Source organism: Bradyrhizobium sp. CCBAU 53338 (genome assembly GCF_015291665.1).
Classification (GTDB): domain Bacteria; phylum Pseudomonadota; class Alphaproteobacteria; order Rhizobiales; family Xanthobacteraceae; genus Bradyrhizobium.
In genome coordinates, this window is the sequence record NZ_CP030048.1 from 663010 (window position 1) to 686308 (window position 23299).

Here is a 23299-nt window from a genome sequence, read left to right on the forward strand (position 1 = left end):
CGATGAAAATATGTCTGATGATCGGGCTGACGCTCGCCGCACTCTGCGCCGCCTCGAGCTTTGCGGAGGCTCGGCCGCCGACCGTCATGAACTCCCCCGGTTACGACGCGCGTTTGCAGGAGAGCCGCAAGGCGCTGGGCAATTCACAGACGACCACCACGCCAACGGATGCAACGGTGGTCAAACCGAAGCATAGCAAGAAGAAGCAACCGAACTGAGGAACGGCTTGCAGTCCTCACCGGGTTGACCGTGCCGAGAGAGAAGCGACCGGGTCGTGCCTCAGCCCTTCTTCGCCGGCTTGCTCGGCGTCGGGCTGAACAGCTTCTTCAGATCACTGAGGCCTTCCGACAGCCGCGGCCATTCGCAGGAGAACGAACCTTTGGTGCAAGGCGCGCCCTTCGGTCGCGGCGCAGCTTGCTGGACCTTGGGCCGCTCGACCGGAACGGGGATGTGCTCGACTTCGGTTCGCAGCGCGACCTGTTGAAGCTGCTGCGCCTGCTGTTCGCGCTGCTGCCGCACAATCGCCTGGGCCGCTTCATTGCTGCGGCGCTGATCGGCGAGATAGGCGGTGTAGGATTCGTCGATCTTCTTCTGCTCTTCCGGTGTCGGGTTGGGCCCGGCGATGTCGAAGGTCCGGTCCTGGAGGAAGTCGTAATAGGTGTAGCCGCCACCTGGCTTGCGCCGGCCGGCGAATTTTGCGTTGCAGTCCGCCAGTGCCGAAGTCTTTTCGGCCTTGGTTGCGGATTTTTCGGCCGCGTCGGCGCATTCCTCGAAGTCGACAGGCGCGCGCTTCCACCATTGTGCGTGCGCATGCGACGAGGTCAGCAGGAAAAGTCCTGCTGCAGCAACAAGAAGAGGCGCCGCACGACGCGATGCAACTACGTCTGACATTCTTCGAGAGCATTCCCTGCGAAACTCAACCCCAACTGAGTCGGAACTGATTTTTGCTCCTTTCTCGCGAGCTTGTCACCCGTGGAACTCGGGAATTTCATGACTGGAGTGCTGACATTTTTTGCTTGACGTGGCCCGGGAGTCACAGCCTCGCGACGCATGATGCGCTTAGAATTTTATCGATTTGATACGACGAGGACATGTTCGTCATGAGGGCGCTAAGCTGTATGGCCGCAGTCGCTTTGATGTTGGTTTGCGGCTGCGCGCTTGCCGCCGAGGACGAGGCCCCCAACCATAAGCCGGTGAAGGTCGTGGCCGATGCGCGGCTGTCGGTCGGCGGTAAGGGACTATTGCTGCTCTATCTCTCCAACGACTGGTCGATGCCGCTGCCTGCGATCTCGCGCGCCGTCATCGTGCTGCACGGCCGCTTGCGCAATGCCGACGAATATTACATCTCGGCCCACACCGCGCAGGTTGCCGCCGGCGACGACGGCAAGAGCGCGCTCATGATCGTGCCGCAGTTCCTGGCGGAGGTCGATATCGATGCACACAAGCTGCCCGCCGACACGCTGCGCTGGTCGCTGGTGGGATGGGAAGGCGGCGAGGCCGCGCTTGCGCCCAATCCGGTCTCCTCCTTCGAGGCGCTCGACGCGATCCTGGCAAGGCTTTCCGACCGGCGCATCTTTCCGAACCTGAAGCAGGTCGTTATCGCCGGTCACTCCGGCGGCGGCCAAGTCACGCAGCGTTACGCCATCGCCGGCAAGGGCGAGGCGGCGCTGTCGCGTCAACACATCGAGGTTCGTTATGTCGTCGCCAATTCGTCGTCTTATGCATATTTCAGCGGTGAGCGGCCGGTGCCGGCGATCGCCGCGTCCTGCCAAGGCTACAACGTCTGGAAATACGGCATGGACGGACGGCCGTCCTACCTTGCGGACGCGACGCCGGCCGCGCTGGAGCGGCGCTATGTCGAGCGCGACGTGATCTATCTACTCGGCACGCTCGACACCAAGCCCGCAGCGGACAAGAGCTGCATGGGCGAAGCACAGGGTCCAAATCGCTACGTCCGTGGCCACGCCTATGCCGACGCGATGGCGAAGCGCAGTCACGGCGCGCCCAATCACAGGGTGTGGGACGTCGCCGGCATCGGGCATGACGTCGACAAGATGCTGACGTCAAAATGCGGCCTCGCGGCGCTGTTCGACAGTCCGGGATGCGGAGCGGAGCGCTGATGCGGATACTTGGAGGGCAGATGCCTTGAAGGTCCGGCTCCGGCTGTTACACTTCGCCTCGCGAACGCCTCATCCTGAGGCGGCGCCAAGAAGACGAAGTGGAAACGCCTGATGCTGCTGCCCCTGTCCGATGTGCCGCGCTGGTACGCTCAACGCAAACCCGAAGGCACGATCGCCGTCCAGCATGGGCAGGACAAGCTGATATGGGACGCGCTCGAGCGCGGTGCCAACCGGCGCGCGCGGGCGTTTGCGGCCAAGGGCGTCAAGCCCGGCGATTTCGTCGCGATCGGATTGCCCAACGGCAATGCGTTTTTCGAGACAACCTTTGCGGTGTGGAAATGCGGCGCGACGCCGACCTCGCTGTCATGGCGGCTGCCGCGCGGCGAAGCCGCAGCCGTGCTCGAGATATTGAAGCCCGCGCTTGTGGTCGGTGGCGAGGCAGACTGGAATGCGCAGAACCGCCTGCCGGCGGATTTCGTGCCGGAAGGTTTTTCCGATGAGCAACTCGACCCGCCGGTCGCGCGCTACTGGAAGGCCATGACATCGGGCGGGTCGACCGGCCGTCCGAAGGTGATCCTCGATCACAACCCCGCGGTCATCGATACGGCCGCACCGTTGCCGCTCAACATGCCCATCGGCGCCTCGCTGCTGAATCCGGGCCCGCTCTACCACAATGCGCCGTTCATCGTGTCGCACTATGCGCTGTTCGGCGGCGGCAAGCTCACGGGGCTGGTCAAGTTCGACGCCGAGCAGACGCTGCGGCAGATCGAGCGCGAGCGCGTGCAGTGGGTCAATTTCGTGCCGACCATGATGCACCGGATATGGGCGCTGCCCGACGACGTTCGCAATGGCTACGACGTCTCGAGCCTGCAAACCGTGTTCCACATGGCGGCGCCCATGCCACCCTGGCTGAAGGAGAACTGGATCGCCTGGCTCGGGCCTGACAGGATCTGGGAGCTCTACGGCGGCACTGAGCGGCAGGGCGCCTGCATCATATCAGGCACGGAATGGCTGACGCACAAGGGCTCCGTCGGCAAGATCGGCGAGACGGCGAAACTTCGCATCATCGGCGAGGACGGCAACGACGTCGCGCCCGGCGAAACCGGCGAGATCTACTTCCTCAACAATGACGGCAAGGACGCAACCTATCATTATCTCGGCGCCGAGCCGAAGCGTCGCGCCGATGGCTGGGAATCACTCGGCGATATCGGCAGGCTCGATGCCGAAGGCTACCTTTATCTCGGCGACCGTCTCGCCGACATGGTGCTGCGCGGCGGCGCCAACATCTATCCGGCCGAGGTCGAAGCTGCCGTCTCTGCGTGCCCCGGCGTGCGCTCCTGCGTGGTGGTGGGCCTGCCAGATCCGGAGCTCGGCCAGCGCGTGCACGCCATCATCGAGCCGGAGGCGAACGCGGATGGTCAGGCCATCGCGGACGGCATGGCGGACTTCCTGAAGGACAGGCTCAGCCGCTACAAGCATCCGGAGAGTTTCGAGTTCGTCGGCGCATCGCCGCGCGACGATTCCGGAAAGGTTCGCCGCACGCTGTTGCGCGACGAGCGCGCGGCATGGATGAAGGACGGACGCGCGTTTCGCATCGTGCCGGCGAAAGCGCGGGTGCACGCCGAATAAGACATCACGGAAGGATCGAGCCCCATGACGATTTCCATCGCAGCGAACAGCGTGTCGAAACCGCCGGCCGGTATCATCGAGGGCTTTCGGAATGCGCCGACCTCGATCATTTCTGACAATCTTGGCCGTCTGCCGGGCGCGGTCGGGCTGAAGCCCTATCACCGCAGCGGCAGGTTGATCGGCGCAGCCTTCACGGTACGCACCCGGCCCGGCGACAATCTCGCCATCCACCGTGCGCTCGAACTGGTCGGTCCCGGCGACGTCATCGTGGTCGATGGTGGCGGCGACGAGACCCGCGCGCTGGTCGGCGAGATCATGAAAAATATCGCGCAATGGCGCAAAGCAGAGGGCTACGTCATCGACGGCGCAATTCGCGATGTCGCCGCCTTTGCCGGCGACGACTTCCCCTGCTTCGCCCGCGCGGTGATCCATCGCGGCCCCTACAAGAATGGCCCCGGCGAGATCAACGTGCCCGTTTCGGTCGGCGGCAGCGTGATCTCGCCCGGCGACATCGTGGTCGGGGACGAGGACGGCGTGGTGTCGTTTCCCGCCGCCGGTGCCGCGGCCCTGCTGGAGGCGGTGCGCGTCCAGATCAAGCGGGAGGAGGACACACTGAAGGCGATCCGCGAGGGCCGCTACCAGGGGGCTTACGGGAAGTCCTGATCGCCCGCTCGTTGTTGAGCGAAGGGCTTCCGATTCGGCCCTTGCTTTGATATGTACAGCTCCAGGCAACCCGCCTCACCGGTGGGTTCCGCGGTCCCGTAGCTCAGCCGGATAGAGCGGCGGTTTCCTAAACCGTAGGTCGCATGTTCGAGTCATGCCGGGATCGCCATTACGGCTTCAGAACGCTTGAGAGAAAGTGTGAGGTCGCCTCGCGCACGTCCGGTCGGTTGAGGATGGTGTGCAACTTCGCATCCACGACCAATACCAAAGCGTAGGGACAGCCCTTCAGCGCGCCGGTCCAAGCCTAGGCCGTTGAGGCTTCCAAATCCTGCTCATGGTGAAGGCCTCCAATCCGCGGCAGCGTTTCTGGCGGTGCCATTTGCCTGCTCGGCGCAAAAATTGCTACACGCGGGGAGCAGCCTTTCTGGCGGACGTTTGCCAGCCTTGTCCGCGAATCCGGAGCCAATGATGCCTTTCGACTTGATCCTTCGCGGCGGACGGGTCGTTGACCCCTCGCAGAAGCTCGACGCCGTGGCCGATGTCGCATTTTCTGGTGGCAAGGTCGCAGCCGTCGGCAACGGGCTCAAGGCGGATCCCGGCACCGAGGTTCGTGACGTCTCGCAGTTCATAGTCACTCCGGGTCTGATCGATCTCCACACCCATGTTTATTGGGGGGGCACTTCGCTCGGCATCGATGCCGAGGAATTCTGCCGCGCCTCCGGCGTCACCACCTCGGTCGATACCGGCAGTGCCGGCCCCGGGAATTTCGCCGGCTTCCGCAAGCACGTCATCGAGCCGAGCCAGGTCCGCATTCTCGCTTACCTGCATGTCTCTCATGCCGGCATCTTCGGCTTCTCGCACCGGATCATGGTCGGCGAGAGCGAGGAACTACGGCTGATGAATCCGATCGAGGCCGCCAAGGTCGCCGACGCCAACCGCGACGTCGTCGTCGGCATCAAGGTGCGGGTCGGGCTGCACTCATCGGGCACCTCGGGTGCGGTGCCGCTCGATATCGCGCTCCAGGTCGCCGACGAGGTCGGCATGCCGCTGATGGCACATATCGACCATCCGCCGCCGACCTATGAAGAGGTGCTCGCCCGCCTGCGCCCTGGCGACGTGCTGACCCATGCGTTCCGCCCTTTCCCGAATTCGCCGGCAACCGCGCAGGGCACCGTGAAGAAGGCGGTACTGGATGCGCGTGAGCGCGGCGTGCTGTTCGACATCGGCCACGGCAAGGGCTCGTTCGCGTTCAAGACCGCGCGTGCCATGCTCGCCAACGGCTTCTATCCGGATACCATCTCATCCGACATCCACCAGCTCTGCATCGACGGCCCGGCCTTCGACCAGGTGACGACGATGTCGAAATTCCTCTGCATGGGCATGTCGCTGTCGGATGTGGTTGCCGCGTCGACGGAGAACGCCGCGATGGCGTTGCGGCGCCCCGAGCTCGGCAGCCTCAAGCCCGGCAGCGTCGGCGATGCCACGCTGATCTCGGTGAAGCAAGGCCAGTTCGACTATGAGGACGTCGTTGGCGAGCATCTCATCGGCGACAAGAAGATCGTCTCCGAAGGCGTCGTCATCGGCGGCCGCTGGTGGTATCCGAATTGAGGGACGCTCACGGATCGTGAGCGCCCGATCGCGGGACTTGCCCGTCAGTCGCGTCCTGCCTCCATGATGGCCTTGGCGAGCCGTGCGGGATCGGAGAAGCACAGTTCGTGGCTCCCGGAAACCTGCACCAGGCGGAACAGGCCGAGCTTCTCCGACAGACGCGGATGCCAGCCATGGCTGTGCGGCAGCGCGGTGTCCTCGGTGCAGTTGATGTAGGACTTTGCCAGCGGCATCTCGGCGGGATTGCTCTTCAGCGCGACCTTGTCGCTGAAGGTTGCGAGCGGGTGCGGATTGAGAACGTCATAGGCCTTCTGCGCCAGTTCGAGGTCGGCATCGTTGATGAAGGCCTCGCGCCAGATCGGGAAGGGCAGCACCACCGAGCCGTCGCCGCGCTCGGTTTTCCGACCTCTCCCATTTCACGCGACGCTTCAGGCAGCGCTTTGGCTGCCGTCCGCGTGATTGGCGGGCGCGCTAGTGCCACGCTACAGGGATCTCGCGATCAACAGCTTCATGATCTCGTTGGTGCCGCCATAGATCTTCTGGATGCGGGAATCGATGAAGATGCGCGAGATCGGATATTCCTGCATGTAGCCATAGCCGCCGAACAGCTGGAGGCATTCGTCGGCGGTTTGCACCTGCTTGTCCGAGCACCAGTATTTCGCCATCGACGCTGTGACGGTGTCGAGGTCTTTCGCCACCAGGCGCTCGATGCACCAGTCGACGAAGACGCGCGCGATCATGGCCTCGGTCTTGCGCTCGGCGAGCGTGAAGGCGGTGTTCTGGAAATCCATCAGCGGCTTGCCGAACGCCTTCCGCTCCTTGGTGTATTCGGTGGTGAGCTTGACCGCGCGCTCCATCGAGGCGACGGCGCCGACCGCTAGCGCGAGGCGCTCCTGCGGCAGCTGCTGCATCAGTTGGACAAAACCCTGGCCTTCCTCGTTGCCGAGCAGGTTCTCCGGCGGCACGGTGACATTGTCGAAGAACAGTTCAGACGTGTCGGAGGCGTGCAGGCCGATCTTGTCGAGGTTGCGGCCGCGCTTGTAGCCGTCGGCGCCTGCGGTCTCGACCACGATCAGCGAGATACCCTTGGCGCCGGCCTCGCCGGTGCGGGCGACCACGACGACGAGGTCGGCTGCCTGGCCGTTGGTGATGAACGTCTTCTGGCCGTTGATGACGTAGGAATTGCCCTGCTTCCTTGCGGTGGTCTTGACGGCTTGCAGGTCCGAGCCGGTGCCGGGCTCGGTCATGGCGATGGCGCCGACCATCTCGCCCGAGGCCATCTTCGGCAGCCAGCGCTTCTTCTGCTCCTCCGAGCCGTAATTGAGGATGTAGTGCGCGACGATGGCGCCGTGCACGGAGACGCCTGTCGTCAACTCCGGCACGGTGCTTTCGAGATCGTCCAGCACCGCCGCGTCATAAGCGAAGGTCGCGCCCAGCCCGCCATATTCCTCCGGCACGCTCGCCAGCAGCGCGCCCATTTCGCCGAGCCCGCGCCAGGCGAAGCGGTCGACCATCTTCTGCTCGCGCCATTTCTCGGCATGCGGTGCCAGGTCCTTGGCGAGATATTTCCGGAACTGGTCGCGGAAGACGTCGAGCTCTTCGGTCATCCAGGAGGAGCGGTAGGACATGATTACCTCGGTTGATGCGGTTTGCCGGCTTGGTAGGCCAGTCGACCGCGGCAATTATTGTGTTTTCAGGCTGTGCCGATGACGCTACCAAGGCGGCCGTAGCAGCGTCTGTCGGGGTGGTTGATTGTGGCTGTCAAAACGCAAGAGCTCAAGCTCGACATCGAACGCATCGGCGCAGTCTCCGCGATCCTGATGCAGCCGGACCATGTGCGCGCCTGCTACGTTCTGGCGCATGGCGCGGGTGCTGGGATGCGGCATGCCTCGATGGAGAAGATTGCGGAGGGACTCGGCGAACGCGGCATCGCGACGTTCCGGTTCAATTTTCCCTACATGGAAAACAAGCAGGGCCGTCCCGATCAGCCGGCCGTTGCGCATGCCGCCATTCGTGCGGCGGTCGAGGAGGCGGCGCGGCTGTGCCCGGAATTGAAGCTTGTCGCCGGCGGAAAGTCGTTCGGCGGACGCATGACATCGCAGGCTCAGTCGAAGGCTGCGTTGCCCGGCATCAAAGGCCTCGCCTTCCTCGCCTTTCCCCTGCATGCCGACAAGAAGCCGTCGACCGAGCGCGCGGAGCACCTTGGTGGCGTCACCATTCCCATGTTGTTTCTCCAGGGAACGCGAGACGGGCTTGCTGATCTCGGCCTTCTCAAGCCGGTCGTCGCGGCGCTCGGGACCAAGGCGACGCTGCATGAAATCGAAGGCGGCGACCACTCCTTCGCCGTGCTGAAGAAGTCCGGCCGTACCAACGACGAGGCGCTCGCGGAGGTGCTCGATACACTCGCGGCCTGGATGGACGGGCTCGCCTGAAGTTCAGGCCGAGTAGAGCCCCTTGTCGCGCGCCTTCTGGATCGCGAGCGCGGCGATCAGGTCGAGCGTCGGCGTCGACAGGCCGGCGGCGCGCGCGAATGCGGCGGGCGCCTTCACCAGCACGTCGATCTCCATGGCGCGGCCGAGCTCGTAGTCCTGCAGCAGTGAGGGCTTGTGGTTGGGGGCGGGCCCGCTGCGCGTCACGCGCTTGACCTCGGGGATGAAGTGCTGCGCGATGTCGTTCGCCTCGTTCAACATGCGCGGGATGACCTCGGCGAAAGCAGGATCGTCGCGTACGCCCCGCGCAGTCTGGCCGGTCAGCAGGCACAGCACCGACAGCGACATGTTGGTCAGCAGCTTTGACCAGATCGCCTCGCGGATCTCGGCCACCGGCGGCGACTCCAGCCGTGCGTCGTTGAAGGCTCCGCGAAGTTTTGTGATGCGCTCGCAATTCCGGTCGTCGCATTCGCCGATCAGGAGGCGGTTGCGGTCAGGGGTGAGGTTCTGCACCACGCCGGGCGCGGTCACCTCGTTGGAGGAGAAGATGACGCCGCCGATGATTCGCTCCTTCGGAATGCAGGCTCGCAACCGTCCGCCCGGATCGAGGAAGGAAATATCAGGCGGCGTGGGATGCCGCGGCGGCAGGCCGATCCCGTACCACCAGGGAATGCCGTTCTGGGCGAACACGATCGCGGTGTCGTCCTGGAGCAGTGGCTTGATGCTGGAGACCAGGCCGGTCAGCGCGGTCGCCTTCAGCGTCGAGATCACCACGTCCTGCGGACCGAGCTGGGCCGGATCGCCCGAGGCATTCACCTTGGCCGAGACCTCGGAATCGCCGACGCGCAGCTTGAGGCCATTGGCGCGGACCGCTTCCAGATGCGCCCCCCGCATTACGCATGAGACCTCATGACCGGCGCGCGCCAGCCGTACCGCAATGTGGCTGCCGACGGCGCCCGCGCCGAAAATGCAGATGCGCATATGATGTTCGTCCCTGATCCCTAGGATGCCGCCCGGCCGCAGCATGACACAAGCCGCCATGCGATGGACGCGGCCGCCCCACGCTGGAAAGATATGGATCGGGATGCGTTGCCTCGGCCATAGTGCGCGCCAACAAACGATCGGAGGATCGCCGATGACTGCCAGCCCTGTCCTGTGGAGCCTCGATGAACGCGGGGTTGCGACCGTCACGTTGAACCGGCCGGAGGTAAACAACGCCTACGACGGCGCGCTGATCGCGGGCGTGCTGGCGGCCATGGACGATCTCGGCAAGAAGCCCAACCTTCGCGTGGTCGTGCTCAAGGGCAACGGCAAGCATTTCCAGGCGGGCGCCGATCTCAAATGGATCAACGGCGTGAGGCCGCAATCGCCCGACGCCAACGAGGCGGCGTCGCGGGCGACGTTCGAGGCCGTGCAGCGCCTCAACACCTTGCCGATCCCCACCGTGGCCCTTGTGCAGGGCGGCTGCTTCGGTGGCGGCACCGGTGTGATTTCGGCTTGCGACGTCGTGATCGCCGCGGATAACGCCCTGTTCTCCATCACCGAGGTGCGCTGGGGCCTGACGGCGGCGATCATCATCCCGCAGCTCTGCGATGCCATTGGTGTACGGCAGGTCCGCCGTTATGCGCTGACCGGCGAACGCTTCGGCGCCGAAGACGCCCGCCGCATCGGCCTCGTCCACGAGGTGGTGCCGCTGGCCGATCTCGAAGCCGCCGGCGCCAAGGTGGTCGAGCAGCTCCTCGCCAACGGACCCGAGGCGATCGCCGAGACTAAGCGCCTCGCACTGGAAAGCTCGTTCGGTGGAATGGCGGTGGACGATGCGGCGTATGCGCGGCTCGTCCAGTTGCATTCACTCAAGCGCCAGAGCGCGGAAACGGCCGAGGGGCTGGCCTCCTTCGCCGAGAAGCGCGCGGCGAAGTGGGGTGGCGGAAAGGGTTGAGCGTCCCTTCATGCGGCACTGAAGTTTACAGTGACGGCGCGAGTGACGTTTTCAGCAAAGTTAGCAGCGCCTGCACCGCGGCGGCGTTGCGCCGCCGCTCAGGAATCGCGGCCTTTACCCACAATTCCGGAATCGGAAAATCGCGCAGCACCGGTTTCAGCGTGCCGTCGCGCAAGGCGTCCGCGACGAGATAATGCGACATCAGCGCGATGCCGTTGCCGGCGATCGCGCTGCGCGCCAGCACATGTCCCTCGTTGGACGAAAGTAGCGGGCTGACCTGGATGGTGATGCGGCCGCGCGGCCCGTCAAAGACCCATTCGGGGCCGGTCGGCATGAAGCTGAGGCAGCGATGCTCGACGAGGTCGCGCGGATGTTTTGGCGTGCCGTGCTGCTTCAAATACGCCGGCGAGGCGCAAAGCAGCCGCTTCAAGGGGACCAGCGGCTCGTCGACCACGCCGCCGAAGGAATGCGGGAAGGCGCCGATCGCGATGTCGAAGCCCTCGCTGACGGGATCGACCGGGCGGTCGATCAGCACGATCTCGAGCTTGAGCCGCGGATTTTGCGTCTGGAACGCGCTGAAGGCGTCGGCAAGCCGCGCCACCGTCATCGAGGTCGGCGCCTTGATGCGGAGGTGGTCGACGAGATCGTGGCCCTTCTCGCCCATGCGCGACAGCAGATCGGTCGCGTCGGTGACGACGCCGCGCGCGCGATGGACGTAGCGCTGGCCGGCTTCGGTCAGCCGCAATTGCCGGGTCGAGCGGTGGAATAGCGGCGTGCCGATCCGCGCCTCCAACTGCGTCACGCGCTTTGCGACGACCGAGGTCGAGACATTGAGTTTGCGTGCGGCGGCGGAGAAGCCGGCTGTATCAGCGGTGGCAAGAAAGGCCTGCAGGTTCACCAGGATGTCCATGCCGACCTTTCTCGATTTGCGAAAGCTGATCGCATATTTTGATGGATTGTAGCCCGCCGTGCGTTAATTCATAGTCGTTCCAAGCAAGGAATTTGGGAAGGACGCGCCATGCGGGCCACGACGATCAATGAACCGGCACGACAAGTGCCGCTCTATGGCGAGTATGAAGTCGTGGTTCTCGGCGGCGGCCCTGCCGGCATCGTCGCTGCGGCATCGGCCGCGCGCGCCGGGCGGAAGACGCTGCTGATCGAGCGCTACGGCTTTCTCGGCGGCATGGGCACCGCGGCCGGCGTCACCAATTTCTGTGGCCTGCACGGCAACGTCTATGGCGAGGCTGTCAGGCTGGTGCAGGGCATGGCGACCGACCTGCTGGCGCGGATCGATCATCTGAACGGCCTCAACGCGCCGCACCTGATCCTCGGCAAGGTCTTCGCCCAGGCCTATGACACCGCGGCCTACAAGATCGCGGCCGACGAGCTGCTGGCCAGCCACAAGGTGCACATCCTCTTCCACGCGCTCGGCGCCGGCGTGGTGATGGGCAATGACCGCCGTATCGATGTGCTGATGGTCGAGACCAAGGCCGGCCGGCAGGCGGTGCGCGCGGAGATCTTCATCGACTGTTCCGGCGATGGCGATCTCGCGGTCTGGGCCGGTGCGCCGTTCGAGATCGGCGACGAGCACGGCCATCCGATGTATCCGTCGATGATGCTTCGTCTCAACGGCATCGACCCTGCAAAGGCCGGTGATGCCTGGCGGACCATCCCACAGTTGATGGAAAAGGCCACTGCGGCCGGCACGCACAAATTTCCGCGTAAAAGCGCGATCGTGCGGCCGCAGAAATCCGGCATCGAATGGCGGGTGAATTTCACGCAAGTGGCGCGCGAGGACGGCCACGCCATCAACGGCGTCGAGCCTGATGACCTCACCCGCGGCGAGATCGAGGGCCGCAAGCAGGCGCTCGCCGCCTTCGAGTTCCTGCGCACCGTGCCGGGCTTTGAAAAATCCTACATCGTCGATTTGCCGCCGCAGCTCGGCATCCGCGAGACCCGCCGCATCAGGGGGGGCTACCAGCTTAGCGGCGAGGACGTGCTCGGCTGTGCCTCGTTCGAGGATTCCATCGGCGTCAACGGCTGGCCGATCGAGGCCCACGTCGCCGGCGACGTCATCTTCACTTTCCCGCCGATCCCGGAATCGCGTGGCTATAACGAGCTGCCCTACCGGATGCTGGTGCCCGAGGGTGTCGACAACCTCCTGGTCGCCGGCCGTTGCGCCTCTATGACCCATGAGGGGCAGTCGGCGGCGCGGGTTTCCGGGGCTTGTTTCGTGATGGGGGAGGCGGCGGGTTCCGCGGCCGCCCTGGCGCTCTCCGGAAACCGGATCCCGCGTGACATCCCCATTGAAAAATTGCAGGAAACGTTGAAACAACAGGGCGCCTTCATCGGGCTGGATCAACCCGTGCCGAAGGGCCTGTAACGGACTGTAAAAAGAGAAAAATTGGAGGAAATGGGATGATCGGGATTGCGCGGGTCGCGGCTATTAGCCTTTTGGCTATGATGGCGATGGGCACGGCGAGGGCCGAGGATGCGCTGAAGGCCAAGATCGGCGTGCTCCGCCTGTCGTCCTCTGCGCCTGTTTTCATCGCCCAGGACAAGGGTTATTTCCGCGAGGCTGGTCTCGACGTCGAGCTGAAATTCTTCGATGCGGCGCAGCCGATTGCGGTCGCGACGACGTCCGGCGACGTCGATTTCGGTGTCACCGCCTTCACCGCGGGCCTCTACAATCTCGGCGGCAAGGGCGTGCTGAAGGTGATCGGCGGCATGAGCCGCGAGAAGGCCGGCTATCCCCTGATCGGCTATTTCGCCAGCAACAACGCCTATGCCGCCGGGCTGAAGACACCGAAGGACCTCGCGGGCAAGCGCATCGCGATGACCCAGGTCGGATCATCCTTCCATTATTCGCTCGGCCTGCTCGCCGACAAGTACGGCTTCAAGCTTTCTGATGTGAAGATCGTGCCGCTGCAATCGCTCTCGAACGCGGCGGCCGCGTTGAAGGGCGAGACCGTCGATGCGGCGTTGCTGCCGATCTCCACCGCACGAAAGCTGGTAGACGATGGCGGCGCAAAGTTTCTGGGCTGGGTCGGCGACGAGACGCCCTGGCAGCTGGGCGCGGTGTTCGCGTCGCCGAAGACACTGACCAACAAGGTGCTGGTGACGAAATTCCTCGGCGTACTCGCCAAAGCCGATCGCGAATATCACGACGTGATCCTGGCTTCGATGAAGAACGGCGTCGCGCCGATCAACGACAAGACCAAGCCGCTCTTGGAGATCATCGCGAAATACACCAACCTGCCAGTCGAGCAGGTGGTCGGCAACTGCGCCTATATCGATCCGGACGGCAAGCTCGACGTGAAGAACGTCGACAACCAGATCAAATGGCTCCAGGAGCAGGGCTTCGTCGACAAGGGCTTTGATGCGGATGCGATCATCGCCAAGGATTACGTGAAGGCGGATTGAAGCGTCCGTCATTCCGGGGCGGTGCGATGCATCGAATCCGGAATCTCGAGGCTCCCCGGTGCGCAACTGCGCACCCGGGGTCTGGTCCTTCGGACCATCCCGGAACGACGGAGCAGAGGGTAGACAAGACAGAATGGACCTGATCGCCAACCACATCAGCCATCGCTTCGGCGATCTCGCCGTGCTCGACGATGTTTCCTTCACGGTGAGCGCCGGAGAGGTGGTGGCGATCGTGGGTCCCTCCGGCTGCGGCAAGAGCACGCTCCTGTCGATCCTCGGCGGCTTGCTGCTGCCGACCTCGGGGGCGCCCGAACTGCGCGGCGCGCCGCCGGCGGACAGCCTCAATCCACTCACCTTCGTGTTCCAGGACTTCGCGCTGCTGCCCTGGGCGACGGTGGAAGAGAACGTCGAATTCCCGCTGCTGCACACCCAGCTCTCGGCCGCGCAGCGCCGCGCGCTGGTCGATGATGCCTTGCGCCGCACCGGCCTGACTGATTTTCGCAAGACCTATCCCAAGCAGCTCTCAGGCGGCATGCGCCAGCGCGTCGGGATTTCGCGCGCGCTTGCGGTCAAGCCCGCCATTCTCTTGATGGACGAGCCGCTCTCGGCGCTGGACTCGCAGACGCGCGAATTGCTGATGGAAGACTTCGTCCGCCTGCTCGCCGATGGCGGCATGGGCGCGGTCTACGTCACCCACAATCTCGAAGAGGCCGCACGCCTTGCCGACCGCATCGTGGTGCTGTCGCGGCGGCCCGGGCGCATTCGCGAGGTCGTGACCGTGCCGATGACGCGCGCCGCGCGTGGTGAAGCTGCGGCGCGTGAAAAACTGCTCGCGCTTCAGAACCAGATCTGGTCGCTGATCCGCAACGAGGCGATCGATGCCGAACGCGAGGTCCAGCATGCTTGATCGCGCGACGGACACCTCGGCCAAGGACGACACGGCGCGGCGCGTCCGCTTTCGCGGCGCAGGCTTCGTGCCTGCGTCCAGCCGTTTCGGCGGCTGGATCGCGCTCGCCCTCGTCATCGCGATCTGGCAGGCGGCCGGCAGCGCCAAGCTCGTCAATCCGCTGTTCCTGCCGCCGCCCTCGGCGATCGCGCGGGCGATCTATGAACTCGCGATATCGGGCGCGCTTTGGCAGCATCTCTCGGCCTCGCTGCTGCGTATCGGCGTCGGCTGGGTGCTCGGGACCGCAGCCGGTGTCGTGGTCGGCTTCGCCATCGGCCTGTCGCGACTGGCGCGCAGCGTCGGCATCACGTTCATCTCGGCGCTGTTCCCGATCCCGAAGATCGCGCTGCTGCCGCTGCTGATCCTCTGGCTCGGCATCGGCGAGGAGCCGAAGATCGCGACGATCGCGCTTGGCGTGTTCTTCTCGACCGCGATCTCGGTCTATAGCGGCGTCGATGCGGTGCCGCGCAACCTGATCCGCATGGCGCAAAGCTTCAACGTTCCCTTCGCCACGATCGTGCGCAAGGTGGTCTGGCCCGGCGCGTTGCCCGCCATCCTCGCCGGCTTCCGCATCACGGCATCAGTGGCGCTGCTCCTGGTCGTCAGCGCCGAGATGATCGGCGCGCAATACGGCATCGGTGCCTTCGTGCTCCAGGCCGGTAATCTCATGCAGACGGACCAGTTGCTCGCCGGCGTCGTGATTCTGTCGGTGTTCGGGCTGGCGGTGGGGAAGGTGATTGGCTGGCTGGAGGTCAAATTATTGCACTGGCGTTAGTCTTGTCGTCCCGGCGAAGGCCTGGCCTTCGACCGGACGTCGCCGAGGGCGGAGCGCCCGTCTAGTCTCACGCGTTGCCGCGATCCTCGCGAAACAGATCCAGCTTCTGCTGCACGGGCCGGTCCGAGAAGCTGAACAGCACGGCATCCTCATCCGCTTCGTGCGTTACCCATTGCCAGCTCGGCACCACGAACAGATCGCGCGGACCCCATTCGAACACGGCATCGCCGATGCGGCTGCGGCCCTTGCCCTCGATCGGACAGAATACGGTCGCATCGGTCGCGCGATAGCGGGCGGTCTTGAAACCCTTCGGCAGCAGCTGGATGAAGGTGCCGATGGTCGGCATCGCGAAATCACCGGTCTCTGGATTGCTGAATTTCAGCTTCAGCCCGTGGCAGGCGTCCCACTCCTGGCTCGTTCTGGCCTTCTCCAGCGCCTCGCGGGTGTAGGCATAGGGATAGCTGAAGATCGGCGAAGTCTTTGAGCTCCGCTTCACGTCGACCGGCAGCAGATTGTGACCATAGCGGGCAAAGCTGTCGCCGGCCGGCTTCGTGATCTTCTGCTGGTCTTCCTTCGATCCTTCCGCGAAGGAGCAGTCGAAGAACTGCACCAGCGGAATGTCGAGACCGTCGAGCCAGAACATCGGCTCGTCGGTCTCGTTGGAATGATCGTGCCAGGTCATCGACGGCGTGATGATGAAGTCGCCGGGCTCCATCGCGGTGCGCTCGCCGTCGACGGCGGTGTGAGCGCCTTTGCCTTCGAGCACGAAGCGCAGTGCGGACTGGCTGTGGCGGTGCGCGGGTGCGATATCGCCGGGCACCACCATCTGCACGCCGGCATAGAGCGAGGTCGTGATCCTGGATTGGCCGCGCAGGCCGGGGTTCTCCAGCACCAGCACGCGCCGCTCGGCTTCCTTGGCCGTGATCAGCTTGCCGGCTTCCGTCATGTAGTCGCGGATGATGTCGAACTTCCACAAGTGCGGCCGGCAGGCGCTCTTCGGCTCCGGCGTGATCAGATCGCTCATCACCGTCCACAGCGCGGTGAGATTCTCGCCGTCGATCTTCTTGTAGAACGCCTCGCGTTCCGGCGTCTTGGTCACGGCTTCCATGGCGCAGCTCCCGGTGATTGTTGATTGACAGTATACTTACAATCTAGGTAGCGTCAACTTGACGAACGACCTACAAAATTGTCATTCCGGGTCGAGGCGCTAGCATCGAGCCCGGAATCCATAGCCATGATCGGGAGTATGGATTCCGGGCTCTTGCTTCGCATGCCCCGGAATGACGGAGAGGGAGGGTTCCGATGAAGCTGCACGGCTATTTCCGTTCCAGCGCCGCCTATCGCGTGCGGATCGCGCTGAATCTCAAGGGCCTCGGTGTCGAGCACCTGCCGCATCATCTTCGCAAGGGCGAGCAGTGCGCCCCAGGCTATCTCGCGATCAATCCGCAGGGCCTGGTGCCGGCGCTGGAGAACGATTCCGGTGCGGTGCTGACCCAATCGGTCGCGATCATCGAATGGCTCGATGAGACGCATCCCAATCCGCCGCTGCTGCCGAAGGATCCGCTGCAGCGCGCCAAGGTGCGGGCGTTTGCGCTGGTGATCGCCTGCGACACCCATCCCGTGCAGAATCTGAAAGTGCTGGCGCGGCTCCGCGAGCTTGGGCTGGCCGAAGAGAAAGTCCAGGACTGGGCCGCCTGGGTCAACCGCGAGGGGCTGTCTGCGTGCGAGACGCTCATCAAGGACGAGGTAGGTCCGTTCTGCTTCGGTGATGCGCCGACGCTGGCCGATCTCTGCCTGGTGCCGCAACTGGCCAATGCACGCCGCTTCGGCGTCGATGTCTCGGTCTATCCGCGCCTGCTCGAGGCCGAGGCCGCCGCCAAGGCGCTGCCGGCCTTCGCCAATGCTGCTCCGGAGAAGCAGCCCGATGCCGAGTAAGCCTCTGCTTCCGATCACGATGGACGCGGTGTATGCCGCGCCGGGCTATCTGTTCCGGCGCATGCAGCAGATCGCGGTCTCGATCTTCATGGAGGAGTGCAAGGCGTTCGACCTCACGCCGGTGCAATATGCGGCGCTGATCGCGATCCATACCCATCCCGGCATCGACGCGACGCGGCTGTCGGCGGTGATCGCCTTCGACCGCTCCACGCTAGGCAGCGTGATCGAGCGGCTCCAGGCCAAGGATTTTGTCGAGCGCAAGCCGGCGCCGGAGGACAAGCGGATCAAGCTGCTCCATCTGACGAAGTCAGGCGCCGCGATCCTGCGCGAGATCATCCCCGCGGTCGAACGCGCCCAGTCGCGTATGCTGGAGCCGCTGAAGCCAACCGAGCGCAAGGCGCTGATGGGGTTGATGTCGCAGCTCGTCGATCTGAACAACGAGGCCTCGCGCGTGCCGTTGCGGGCCGAGGACGCGATGGAGCACCTGGGGAAGGGTGGGTGAGGGGATGTGTGGCGACGCCGTTGGCCTCACATCCGGAGCAACGCCTGCCGATCAATTTTCCCCGTACCCGTTTTCGGCAGTTCGTCGATGAAGATCACCTCGCGCGGATATTTGTAAGGTAGCAGCTTGCCCTTCACATAGTCCTGCAAGCGCCGCGTCGCCTCGCTCTGGTCCGAAGCGCGGTCGTTCATCACCACCACCGCCTTCAGCGTCATGCGGCGATCCGGCAGCTCGGCTGCGAACACCGCGCATTCGCGGATATCCGGGTGATCAGCGAGGCACAGTTCGACCTCGAGCGGGTAAACCCACTGGCCCGAAATTTTGATGAGATCATCGGCGCGGCCGCGGAAGAAGTGGAAGCCGTCGCTGTCGCGGACGAAGCGATCGCCGGTGTAGATCCAGCCACCCTCGCGGATGGTCTCGGCGGATTTGTCCGGCCGGTTCCAGTACAGCGGCGTGTTGGAATCGCCGCGGACCCACAGGATGCCTTCCTCGTTATCGCCGACGTCGCGGCCGTCCTTGTCGCGTAAGCTCACCTCGTAGCCCGGCACGCGCAGGCCCGCAGCGCCGAGCTTCTTCTGCTCGGGGCGGTTGGACAGGTAGATGTGCAGCACCTCGGTCGAGCCGAGGCCTTCGACGATCTCGAGCCCCGTGAGCGTCTTCCAGCCGTTGAAGACCTCGGCCGAGAGCACTTCGGCGGCCGAAAGCGCGATGCGCAGGGACGAGAAGTTCGTCCGGGCGGCGCCCTCCGCCTTGGTCAGCGAGGTGTAGAGCGTCGGCAGGCCGAAGAACACCGTCGGCTTGTACAACTCGACCGCCGCAAAGATCGCGGCCGGCTTCGGCTGGCCCGGCAGCAGCAGCGTAGCCGCGCCTGCCGAGAACGGGAAGGTGACGGAATTGCCAAAGCCGTAGGCGAAGAAGATCTTCGGCACCGAGAAGCAGATGTCGTCAGGCGTCAGTTTCAGCACGTTCCGCGCAAAGGCGACCTCGCTATAGGCCATGTCGTGCTGGAGATGCACGATGCCCTTGGGCCGGCCGGTCGAACCGGAAGAGTACATCCAGAACGCCATCTCGTTGCGATGGGTCGCCGCCTCCGTCAGTTCCGCTGAAAATTGCGGCAGCCACTCCGTGGCAGCTATCGCCTTCGGCGCGGCGTGATCGCCGACCGCTCCATTGACCACGATCAGCGTGCGCAACTGCGTGTCCTTGCAGGCCTCGGCATTGAAGCGCGCGCAGAACTCGGCATCCGCCACTGCAACGGCTGCGCCGGAATCGGCGAGATAGAATTGCAGCAGGTCCGGCGGCGTCAGCGTGTTGATCAGGAGCGGCACGAAGCCGGCACGCACGGCGCCAAAAAAGGCGGCCGGATAGGCCGGCGTGTCGTCGAGGAACAGCAGCACGCGGTCGCCGCGCTTCAGGCCGAGCGAGGCAAAGCCGTTGCCCCAGCGGCAAGCATCAGCGCACAGCTCGGCATAAGTCCGCGCGCCGGCCGGGCCAATCAGCGCCAGCTTGTCGCCACGGCCCTTGGCGAGATTGTCGAACAGCACGCGGCTGGCATTGTAGGCTTGCGGAACGGCAAAGCCGATCTCACGGACGCCCGCGCAGTCCGCGGGCACCTCGTCGCGAATCTCGTTGCTCATGCCGTCGCCTCGTCGACCGCATCTCCGTCGGTGTTCTTCTCGGCCTCGTAGCGGGCCATGAAGGCCGGCGACATCGCGCGCAGCCGGGAATCGTCGATGCGGCCGGAGCGGGTGATGTAGCTGTAGGCAAAGTCCATCAGGCCAAGCTGCATGTGCTGGGCGAAATGCTCGTACCAGAAGGCACTGGTGCGCGCGGCATTGACCAGCTTCTGCACCACGGGCTTGCGCGCGGCCTGGTAGCGATGCAGCGCGGTCGCCAGATGGGCATCCGATTCCAGCGCCTTGACCAGCGCGATGGCGTCCTCGATCGCGAGCCGCGTGCCGGAACCGATCGAGAAATGCGCCGAGTGCAGCGCGTCCCCGATCAGCACCATGTTCTTGAACGACCAATGCTCGTTCCAGACCCACGGGAAGTTGCGCCAGACCGACTTGTTGGAAACCAGGCAGTGGCCGCCGAGCGTGTCGGCAAACACCTCCTCGCAGACGCCCTTGGACTGTTCGACGTCCTTGTAGGCGAAGCCATAGGCCTGCCAGGTTGCGTGATCGCACTCGACCAGGAAGGTGCTCATGTTCGGCGAATAGCGGTAGTGATGCGCGTTGAAGGCGCCGCGGTCGGTCCTCACAAAGGTCTGCGACAGCGTGTCGAAGCGCTTCGAGGTTCCGTACCAGACGAATTTGTTGGAGGAATAGGACAGCGACGTGCCGAAATCGCCCTCATAGGCGCGGCGCACCAGCGAGTTGAGGCCGTCGGCGGCGACGATCAGATCGTGGCCGTTGAGCTGGTCGATCGCCTGGATCTGGGTGTCGAAGCGAGGGGTGACGCCAACATCGAGTGCGCGCTGCTGTAGGAACTGCAACAGCTCGAGCCGACCGATCGAGGAGAAGCCGACGCCGTCGATGGCGACGCTGTCGCCACAATGGTTCAGCGTGATGTTTTCCCAGCTTTCCATGTGCGGAGCGATCGCATCGACCGTCTCCGGGTCGTCCGCGCGCAAGAATTCCAGGGCCTGGTCGGAGAACACGACGCCAAAGCCCCAGGTCGTGTCGGCCGGGTTCTGTTCGAACAGGTCGACTTGATCCTCGGGGTGACGCTTCTTCCAGAGATAGGCGAAGTAGAGCCCGCCGGGCCCCCCGCCAATCACGGCGATCCGCAAATCCTGCCTCCCTAATTGACAGTATACTTACTATCTCAGGGTAGACTAATGGGCTCCGGTCTCCCACGCCAGCGGAATTATCGCCAAGGCGAGGTGCGCCGCAGCACGGCTGCGGGCACCCGTTTTGCGCGCGCCCGAAACCGTCAGCTGGGAATCATAGCCAAACCGCGCCGGATTGACCACCCGCGCGTCAGACGCAGCGCTTCACGTAGACCCCGTTCACCAGAACCCTGGTGCAGCGAACCACCGGGGCCGGGTGCCGGACCACGACGGCGCCATTCGGTCCGGCGCAACCGGCGCGGTAGACGCCGCGGGCGCACACCACCGCGTTGGCATCGGAGGACGCGAAAGTCATGGTCGCCGCGAAGGCGAGCAGTGCGGACGCGGTAAGCAGAAATGCACGCATGTCGTTTCTCCCGGTCTTGTCGTGATTGAAATCGCTTGTCGGCAAAGGATTAGTCGCAACAGGCGCGCGAAAATTCATGCGCCGCCTGATGTCGATGACGCCGCGAACTGTCGCGGCCCTATCGCGCCGCGAACGGTGCAAGCACCTCTTTACAGCCCGGCGACAGCGAGGCCGCATTGCTGGCGATGCATTGCACGATGCGGCCGCCACCCGGCGCCACGCCGGCACAGAGCGAGCGGATATCGGCGCCGCAGGCGGAGCGCACGATGAACAGCTCCTCGCGCGGTCGCAGCGGCCGCAGCACGATCACGGCGGGCGCAGCGGCCGGTGCTGCTGCGGCAGCCGGTGCGGCTCCCGCCGTCGGCGCTGCGGTTGCCGTTGCGCCGCCGCTACCAGCCGCAGCGGTCACCGCCTTCGCGCAAGCCGCCGAAACCTTGGCCTTGTTCTTCTCGAGGCATTCGAGCGCGGGAGCGCCGCCCGGCGGTACGCTGGCGCAAACCTTGGGATAATCGGCGCGGCACGCGCTCTTGACCGTAGCGACCTGCGCGCTGCTCGGTTGCTTGGCCGCCGCCGCTTTCGGAGCGGTTTCGGCGACCGGCTTTGCCGCGGGTTGGGGCGCCGGCGCGGCTTCGGTCTTTGCTGGTTCGGACTTGGCAGGCTCGGACTTGGCAGGCTCAGACTTGGCAGGCTCAGCTTCAGTCTTGGGTGCCGCCGCCGGCTCGACGGCGCGAACGGCCGTCTGGCATCCCGCCGACAGGCTCGACATATGACCCTGCAAACATTGATACGCTTCGACGCCGCCCGGCGTCACGCTCGCGCAATGCGCCATGAAATCCGAGCGGCACGCGGAGCGGATGGCGCTCTTCTGGGCCTCGGTCGGCGTTTGTGCGAACGCGCTTGTTGCAGTTGCGAAGAGTATCGCGGCGAGCAGCGCGCGGCGCGTTGATGCATGTTTCAACGTGTTGAACATCTGAGTGAATTCCCGCCCTGTCGGTATGCCGACGCATTATTAAAAGTGATGCAAACAAATCGTCGCGGTAATGCCGCGTGCGGCATCATTGGCCGCCGCGGCCTCTACCGCAAGTAGATAATGCTGGTTGAATTGCGACGTAACTACGTCGTCACAGCTTGACCATCCGCTTGCCGCGGTTCTCGCCGGCCAGCAATCCGATCAGCGCGTTGGGCGTGTTCTGCAATCCGTCGATGATGTCTTCCTGCACCTTCAGTTTGCCGGACTTGACCCAGGCCTGGAGATCGGCGAGCGCGCGCTGGCTGTCCGTCATGTAGTCCATCACGATGAAGCCCTGCATCACCAGGCGCTTCACCACGATCAGGCCAGGCACGCCGCGCGGGCCGTGGGCCGACGGCGCGCCGTCATATTGCGAGATCGCTCCGCAGCAGGCGATGCGGCCGTAATTGTTCATCTGCGGAATACAGGCTTCGAGAATGTCGCCGCCGACATTGTCGAAGTAGACGTCGATGCCACCAGGTGCCGCCGCGCGCAGCGCCTTGAACACCGCGCCGTCCTTGTAATCGACCGCGGCATCGAAGCCGAGCTCGGAGGTCAGCCAGTGGCACTTGTCCGCGCCGCCGGCGATGCCGACCACGCGACATCCCTTGATCTTGGCGATCTGTCCGACGATCGAGCCGACCGAGCCCGCTGCGGCAGAGACCACCACCGTCTCGCCCTGTTTCGGCTTGCCGACCTCGAGCAGGCCGAAATAGGCGGTGAGGCCGGCGATGCCAAACACGCTGAGAAGATGCGTCATCGGTTCGAGCTTCGGCATTTTCGTGAGATGCTTCGCCGGCACTGCGGCAAACTCCTGCCAGCCGGTGTCACCGAATACGATGTCGCCGGGCGCAAGCTCCGGCGCCTTCGAACTCATGACCTCGGCAATGGCGCCGCCCGCCATCACGCTGTTGGCTTCGACGGCCGAGCGATAGGTCGCGCCATGCATCCAGGCGCGGTTGGCGGCATCGAGCGAGATGTAACGCACGCGCAGCAAGGCCTCGCCGTCCTTCGGTTCCGGCAGCGTGCTCTCGACCATCTTGAAGTGCTCGGGGCCGAGCTTGCCGCTCGGTTTCTCAACCAGGAGAATTTGGCGATTGACGTTTCCTGTCATGGCGTTC

23 protein-coding genes, 1 tRNA gene and 1 pseudogene are annotated in these 23299 nt (G+C 64.5%); 14 read left to right on the forward strand and 11 right to left on the reverse strand.

Annotation, left to right across the window (positions count from 1 at the left end; all coding sequences use genetic code 11):
* Nucleotides 1-2: 2 nt before the first annotated feature.
* Nucleotides 3-218 carry a hypothetical protein gene (locus tag XH90_RS03150; RefSeq protein ID WP_194479165.1) on the forward strand — a complete coding sequence of 72 codons (216 nt, stop codon included), beginning with the start codon at nt 3-5 and terminating at the stop codon, nt 216-218.
* A 61-nt stretch (nt 219-279) separates the two neighbouring features.
* Here the strand turns inward: XH90_RS03150 and XH90_RS03155 are convergent, their stop codons facing one another.
* Nucleotides 280-891 carry a hypothetical protein gene (locus XH90_RS03155; protein ID WP_194479166.1) on the reverse strand — a complete coding sequence of 204 codons (612 nt, stop codon included), beginning with the start codon at nt 889-891 and terminating at the stop codon, nt 280-282.
* A 209-nt stretch (nt 892-1100) separates the two neighbouring features.
* On the opposite strand from XH90_RS03155, the gene XH90_RS03160 reads away from it, so the two are divergent.
* From XH90_RS03160 to XH90_RS03180, 5 genes are all read left to right on the forward strand, one after another.
* The gene (locus XH90_RS03160) at nt 1101-2120 is read left to right on the forward strand and encodes an alpha/beta hydrolase (RefSeq protein ID WP_194482576.1); all 1020 of its coding nucleotides are present in this window, start codon (nt 1101-1103) and stop codon (nt 2118-2120) included.
* Between the two features lie 111 nt (nt 2121-2231).
* Complete coding sequence (locus XH90_RS03165) at nt 2232-3749, forward strand: AMP-binding protein (protein ID WP_194479167.1); 1518 nt, start codon at nt 2232-2234, stop codon at nt 3747-3749.
* 24 nt (nt 3750-3773) lie between these two features.
* Nucleotides 3774-4412 (forward strand): RraA family protein, encoded by a 639-nt coding sequence (locus XH90_RS03170; RefSeq protein ID WP_194479168.1) that lies wholly within the window; start codon nt 3774-3776, stop codon nt 4410-4412.
* Between the two features lie 92 nt (nt 4413-4504).
* A tRNA-Arg gene (locus XH90_RS03175) sits at nt 4505-4581 on the forward strand.
* Between the two features lie 299 nt (nt 4582-4880).
* Complete coding sequence (locus XH90_RS03180; RefSeq protein ID WP_194479169.1) at nt 4881-6020, forward strand: amidohydrolase/deacetylase family metallohydrolase; 1140 nt, start codon at nt 4881-4883, stop codon at nt 6018-6020.
* 44 nt (nt 6021-6064) lie between these two features.
* On the opposite strand, the pseudogene XH90_RS03185 reads toward XH90_RS03180, so the two are convergent.
* Nucleotides 6065-6415: pseudogene (locus XH90_RS03185) on the reverse strand (alpha/beta hydrolase); the annotation flags it as partial.
* Between the two features lie 87 nt (nt 6416-6502).
* Nucleotides 6503-7648: an acyl-CoA dehydrogenase family protein gene (locus tag XH90_RS03190; protein WP_194479170.1), complete on the reverse strand. Its 1146-nt coding sequence runs from the start codon at nt 7646-7648 to the stop codon at nt 6503-6505.
* A 126-nt stretch (nt 7649-7774) separates the two neighbouring features.
* On the opposite strand from XH90_RS03190, the gene XH90_RS03195 reads away from it, so the two are divergent.
* Nucleotides 7775-8452, forward strand: a complete 678-nt coding sequence (locus tag XH90_RS03195; RefSeq protein ID WP_194479171.1) for an alpha/beta family hydrolase — start codon at nt 7775-7777, stop codon at nt 8450-8452.
* A gap of 3 nt (nt 8453-8455) precedes the next feature.
* Here XH90_RS03195 and XH90_RS03200 read toward each other — a convergent pair whose 3' ends face one another.
* Nucleotides 8456-9430: a ketopantoate reductase family protein gene (locus XH90_RS03200; protein ID WP_194479172.1), complete on the reverse strand. Its 975-nt coding sequence runs from the start codon at nt 9428-9430 to the stop codon at nt 8456-8458.
* 154 nt (nt 9431-9584) lie between these two features.
* Here XH90_RS03200 and XH90_RS03205 point away from each other — a divergent pair, with 154 nt between their 5' ends.
* On the forward strand, nt 9585-10388 hold the full coding sequence (locus XH90_RS03205) for an enoyl-CoA hydratase-related protein (RefSeq protein WP_194479173.1): 804 nt from the start codon (nt 9585-9587) through the stop codon (nt 10386-10388).
* Between the two features lie 25 nt (nt 10389-10413).
* On the opposite strand, the gene XH90_RS03210 is transcribed toward XH90_RS03205, so the two are convergent.
* Nucleotides 10414-11298: a LysR family transcriptional regulator gene (locus XH90_RS03210; protein ID WP_194479174.1), complete on the reverse strand. Its 885-nt coding sequence runs from the start codon at nt 11296-11298 to the stop codon at nt 10414-10416.
* A 108-nt stretch (nt 11299-11406) separates the two neighbouring features.
* Between XH90_RS03210 and XH90_RS03215 the strand changes: the two genes are divergently transcribed.
* From XH90_RS03215 to XH90_RS03230, 4 genes are all read left to right on the forward strand, one after another.
* On the forward strand, nt 11407-12771 hold the full coding sequence (locus XH90_RS03215) for an FAD-dependent oxidoreductase (protein WP_194479175.1): 1365 nt from the start codon (nt 11407-11409) through the stop codon (nt 12769-12771).
* 35 nt (nt 12772-12806) lie between these two features.
* Complete coding sequence (locus XH90_RS03220; RefSeq protein ID WP_194479176.1) at nt 12807-13811, forward strand: ABC transporter substrate-binding protein; 1005 nt, start codon at nt 12807-12809, stop codon at nt 13809-13811.
* 133 nt (nt 13812-13944) lie between these two features.
* Entirely contained in the window at nt 13945-14718 is a 774-nt protein-coding gene (locus XH90_RS03225; protein ID WP_194479177.1) for an ABC transporter ATP-binding protein, read from the forward strand.
* Nucleotides 14711-15532, forward strand: a complete 822-nt coding sequence (locus XH90_RS03230) for an ABC transporter permease (protein ID WP_194479178.1) — start codon at nt 14711-14713, stop codon at nt 15530-15532. The genes XH90_RS03225 and XH90_RS03230 overlap by 8 nt, the downstream gene beginning before the upstream one ends.
* Before the next feature lie 67 nt (nt 15533-15599).
* On the opposite strand, the gene gtdA is transcribed toward XH90_RS03230, so the two are convergent.
* Nucleotides 15600-16640, reverse strand: coding sequence for a gentisate 1,2-dioxygenase (gene gtdA, locus XH90_RS03235; protein WP_194479179.1), 1041 nt, complete (start codon nt 16638-16640; stop codon nt 15600-15602).
* Nucleotides 16641-16834: 194 nt separating this feature from the next.
* On the opposite strand from gtdA, the gene maiA reads away from it, so the two are divergent.
* Both maiA and XH90_RS03245 read left to right on the forward strand, forming a co-directional pair.
* Nucleotides 16835-17467, forward strand: coding sequence for a maleylacetoacetate isomerase (gene maiA / locus XH90_RS03240; RefSeq protein ID WP_194479180.1), 633 nt, complete (start codon nt 16835-16837; stop codon nt 17465-17467).
* Nucleotides 17457-17969 (forward strand): MarR family winged helix-turn-helix transcriptional regulator, encoded by a 513-nt coding sequence (locus XH90_RS03245; RefSeq protein WP_194479181.1) that lies wholly within the window; start codon nt 17457-17459, stop codon nt 17967-17969. The genes maiA and XH90_RS03245 overlap by 11 nt, the downstream gene beginning before the upstream one ends.
* 26 nt (nt 17970-17995) lie before the next feature.
* Here the strand turns inward: XH90_RS03245 and XH90_RS03250 are convergent, their stop codons facing one another.
* The 5 genes from XH90_RS03250 to XH90_RS03270 all read right to left on the reverse strand — a co-directional run bounded on the left by XH90_RS03250 (nt 17996) and on the right by XH90_RS03270 (nt 23292).
* Nucleotides 17996-19609 (reverse strand): benzoate-CoA ligase family protein, encoded by a 1614-nt coding sequence (locus XH90_RS03250; RefSeq protein WP_194479182.1) that lies wholly within the window; start codon nt 19607-19609, stop codon nt 17996-17998.
* The gene (locus XH90_RS03255; protein WP_194479183.1) at nt 19606-20763 is read right to left on the reverse strand and encodes an FAD-dependent monooxygenase; all 1158 of its coding nucleotides are present in this window, start codon (nt 20761-20763) and stop codon (nt 19606-19608) included. The genes XH90_RS03250 and XH90_RS03255 overlap by 4 nt, the downstream gene beginning before the upstream one ends.
* Nucleotides 20764-20953: 190 nt before the next feature.
* Nucleotides 20954-21169 (reverse strand): hypothetical protein, encoded by a 216-nt coding sequence (locus tag XH90_RS03260; protein ID WP_194479184.1) that lies wholly within the window; start codon nt 21167-21169, stop codon nt 20954-20956.
* A gap of 118 nt (nt 21170-21287) precedes the next feature.
* Nucleotides 21288-22139, reverse strand: a complete 852-nt coding sequence (locus XH90_RS03265) for a cysteine rich repeat-containing protein (protein ID WP_194479185.1) — start codon at nt 22137-22139, stop codon at nt 21288-21290.
* Between the two features lie 151 nt (nt 22140-22290).
* Nucleotides 22291-23292, reverse strand: coding sequence for an NADP-dependent oxidoreductase (locus tag XH90_RS03270; protein ID WP_194479186.1), 1002 nt, complete (start codon nt 23290-23292; stop codon nt 22291-22293).
* Nucleotides 23293-23299 lie beyond the last annotated feature (7 nt).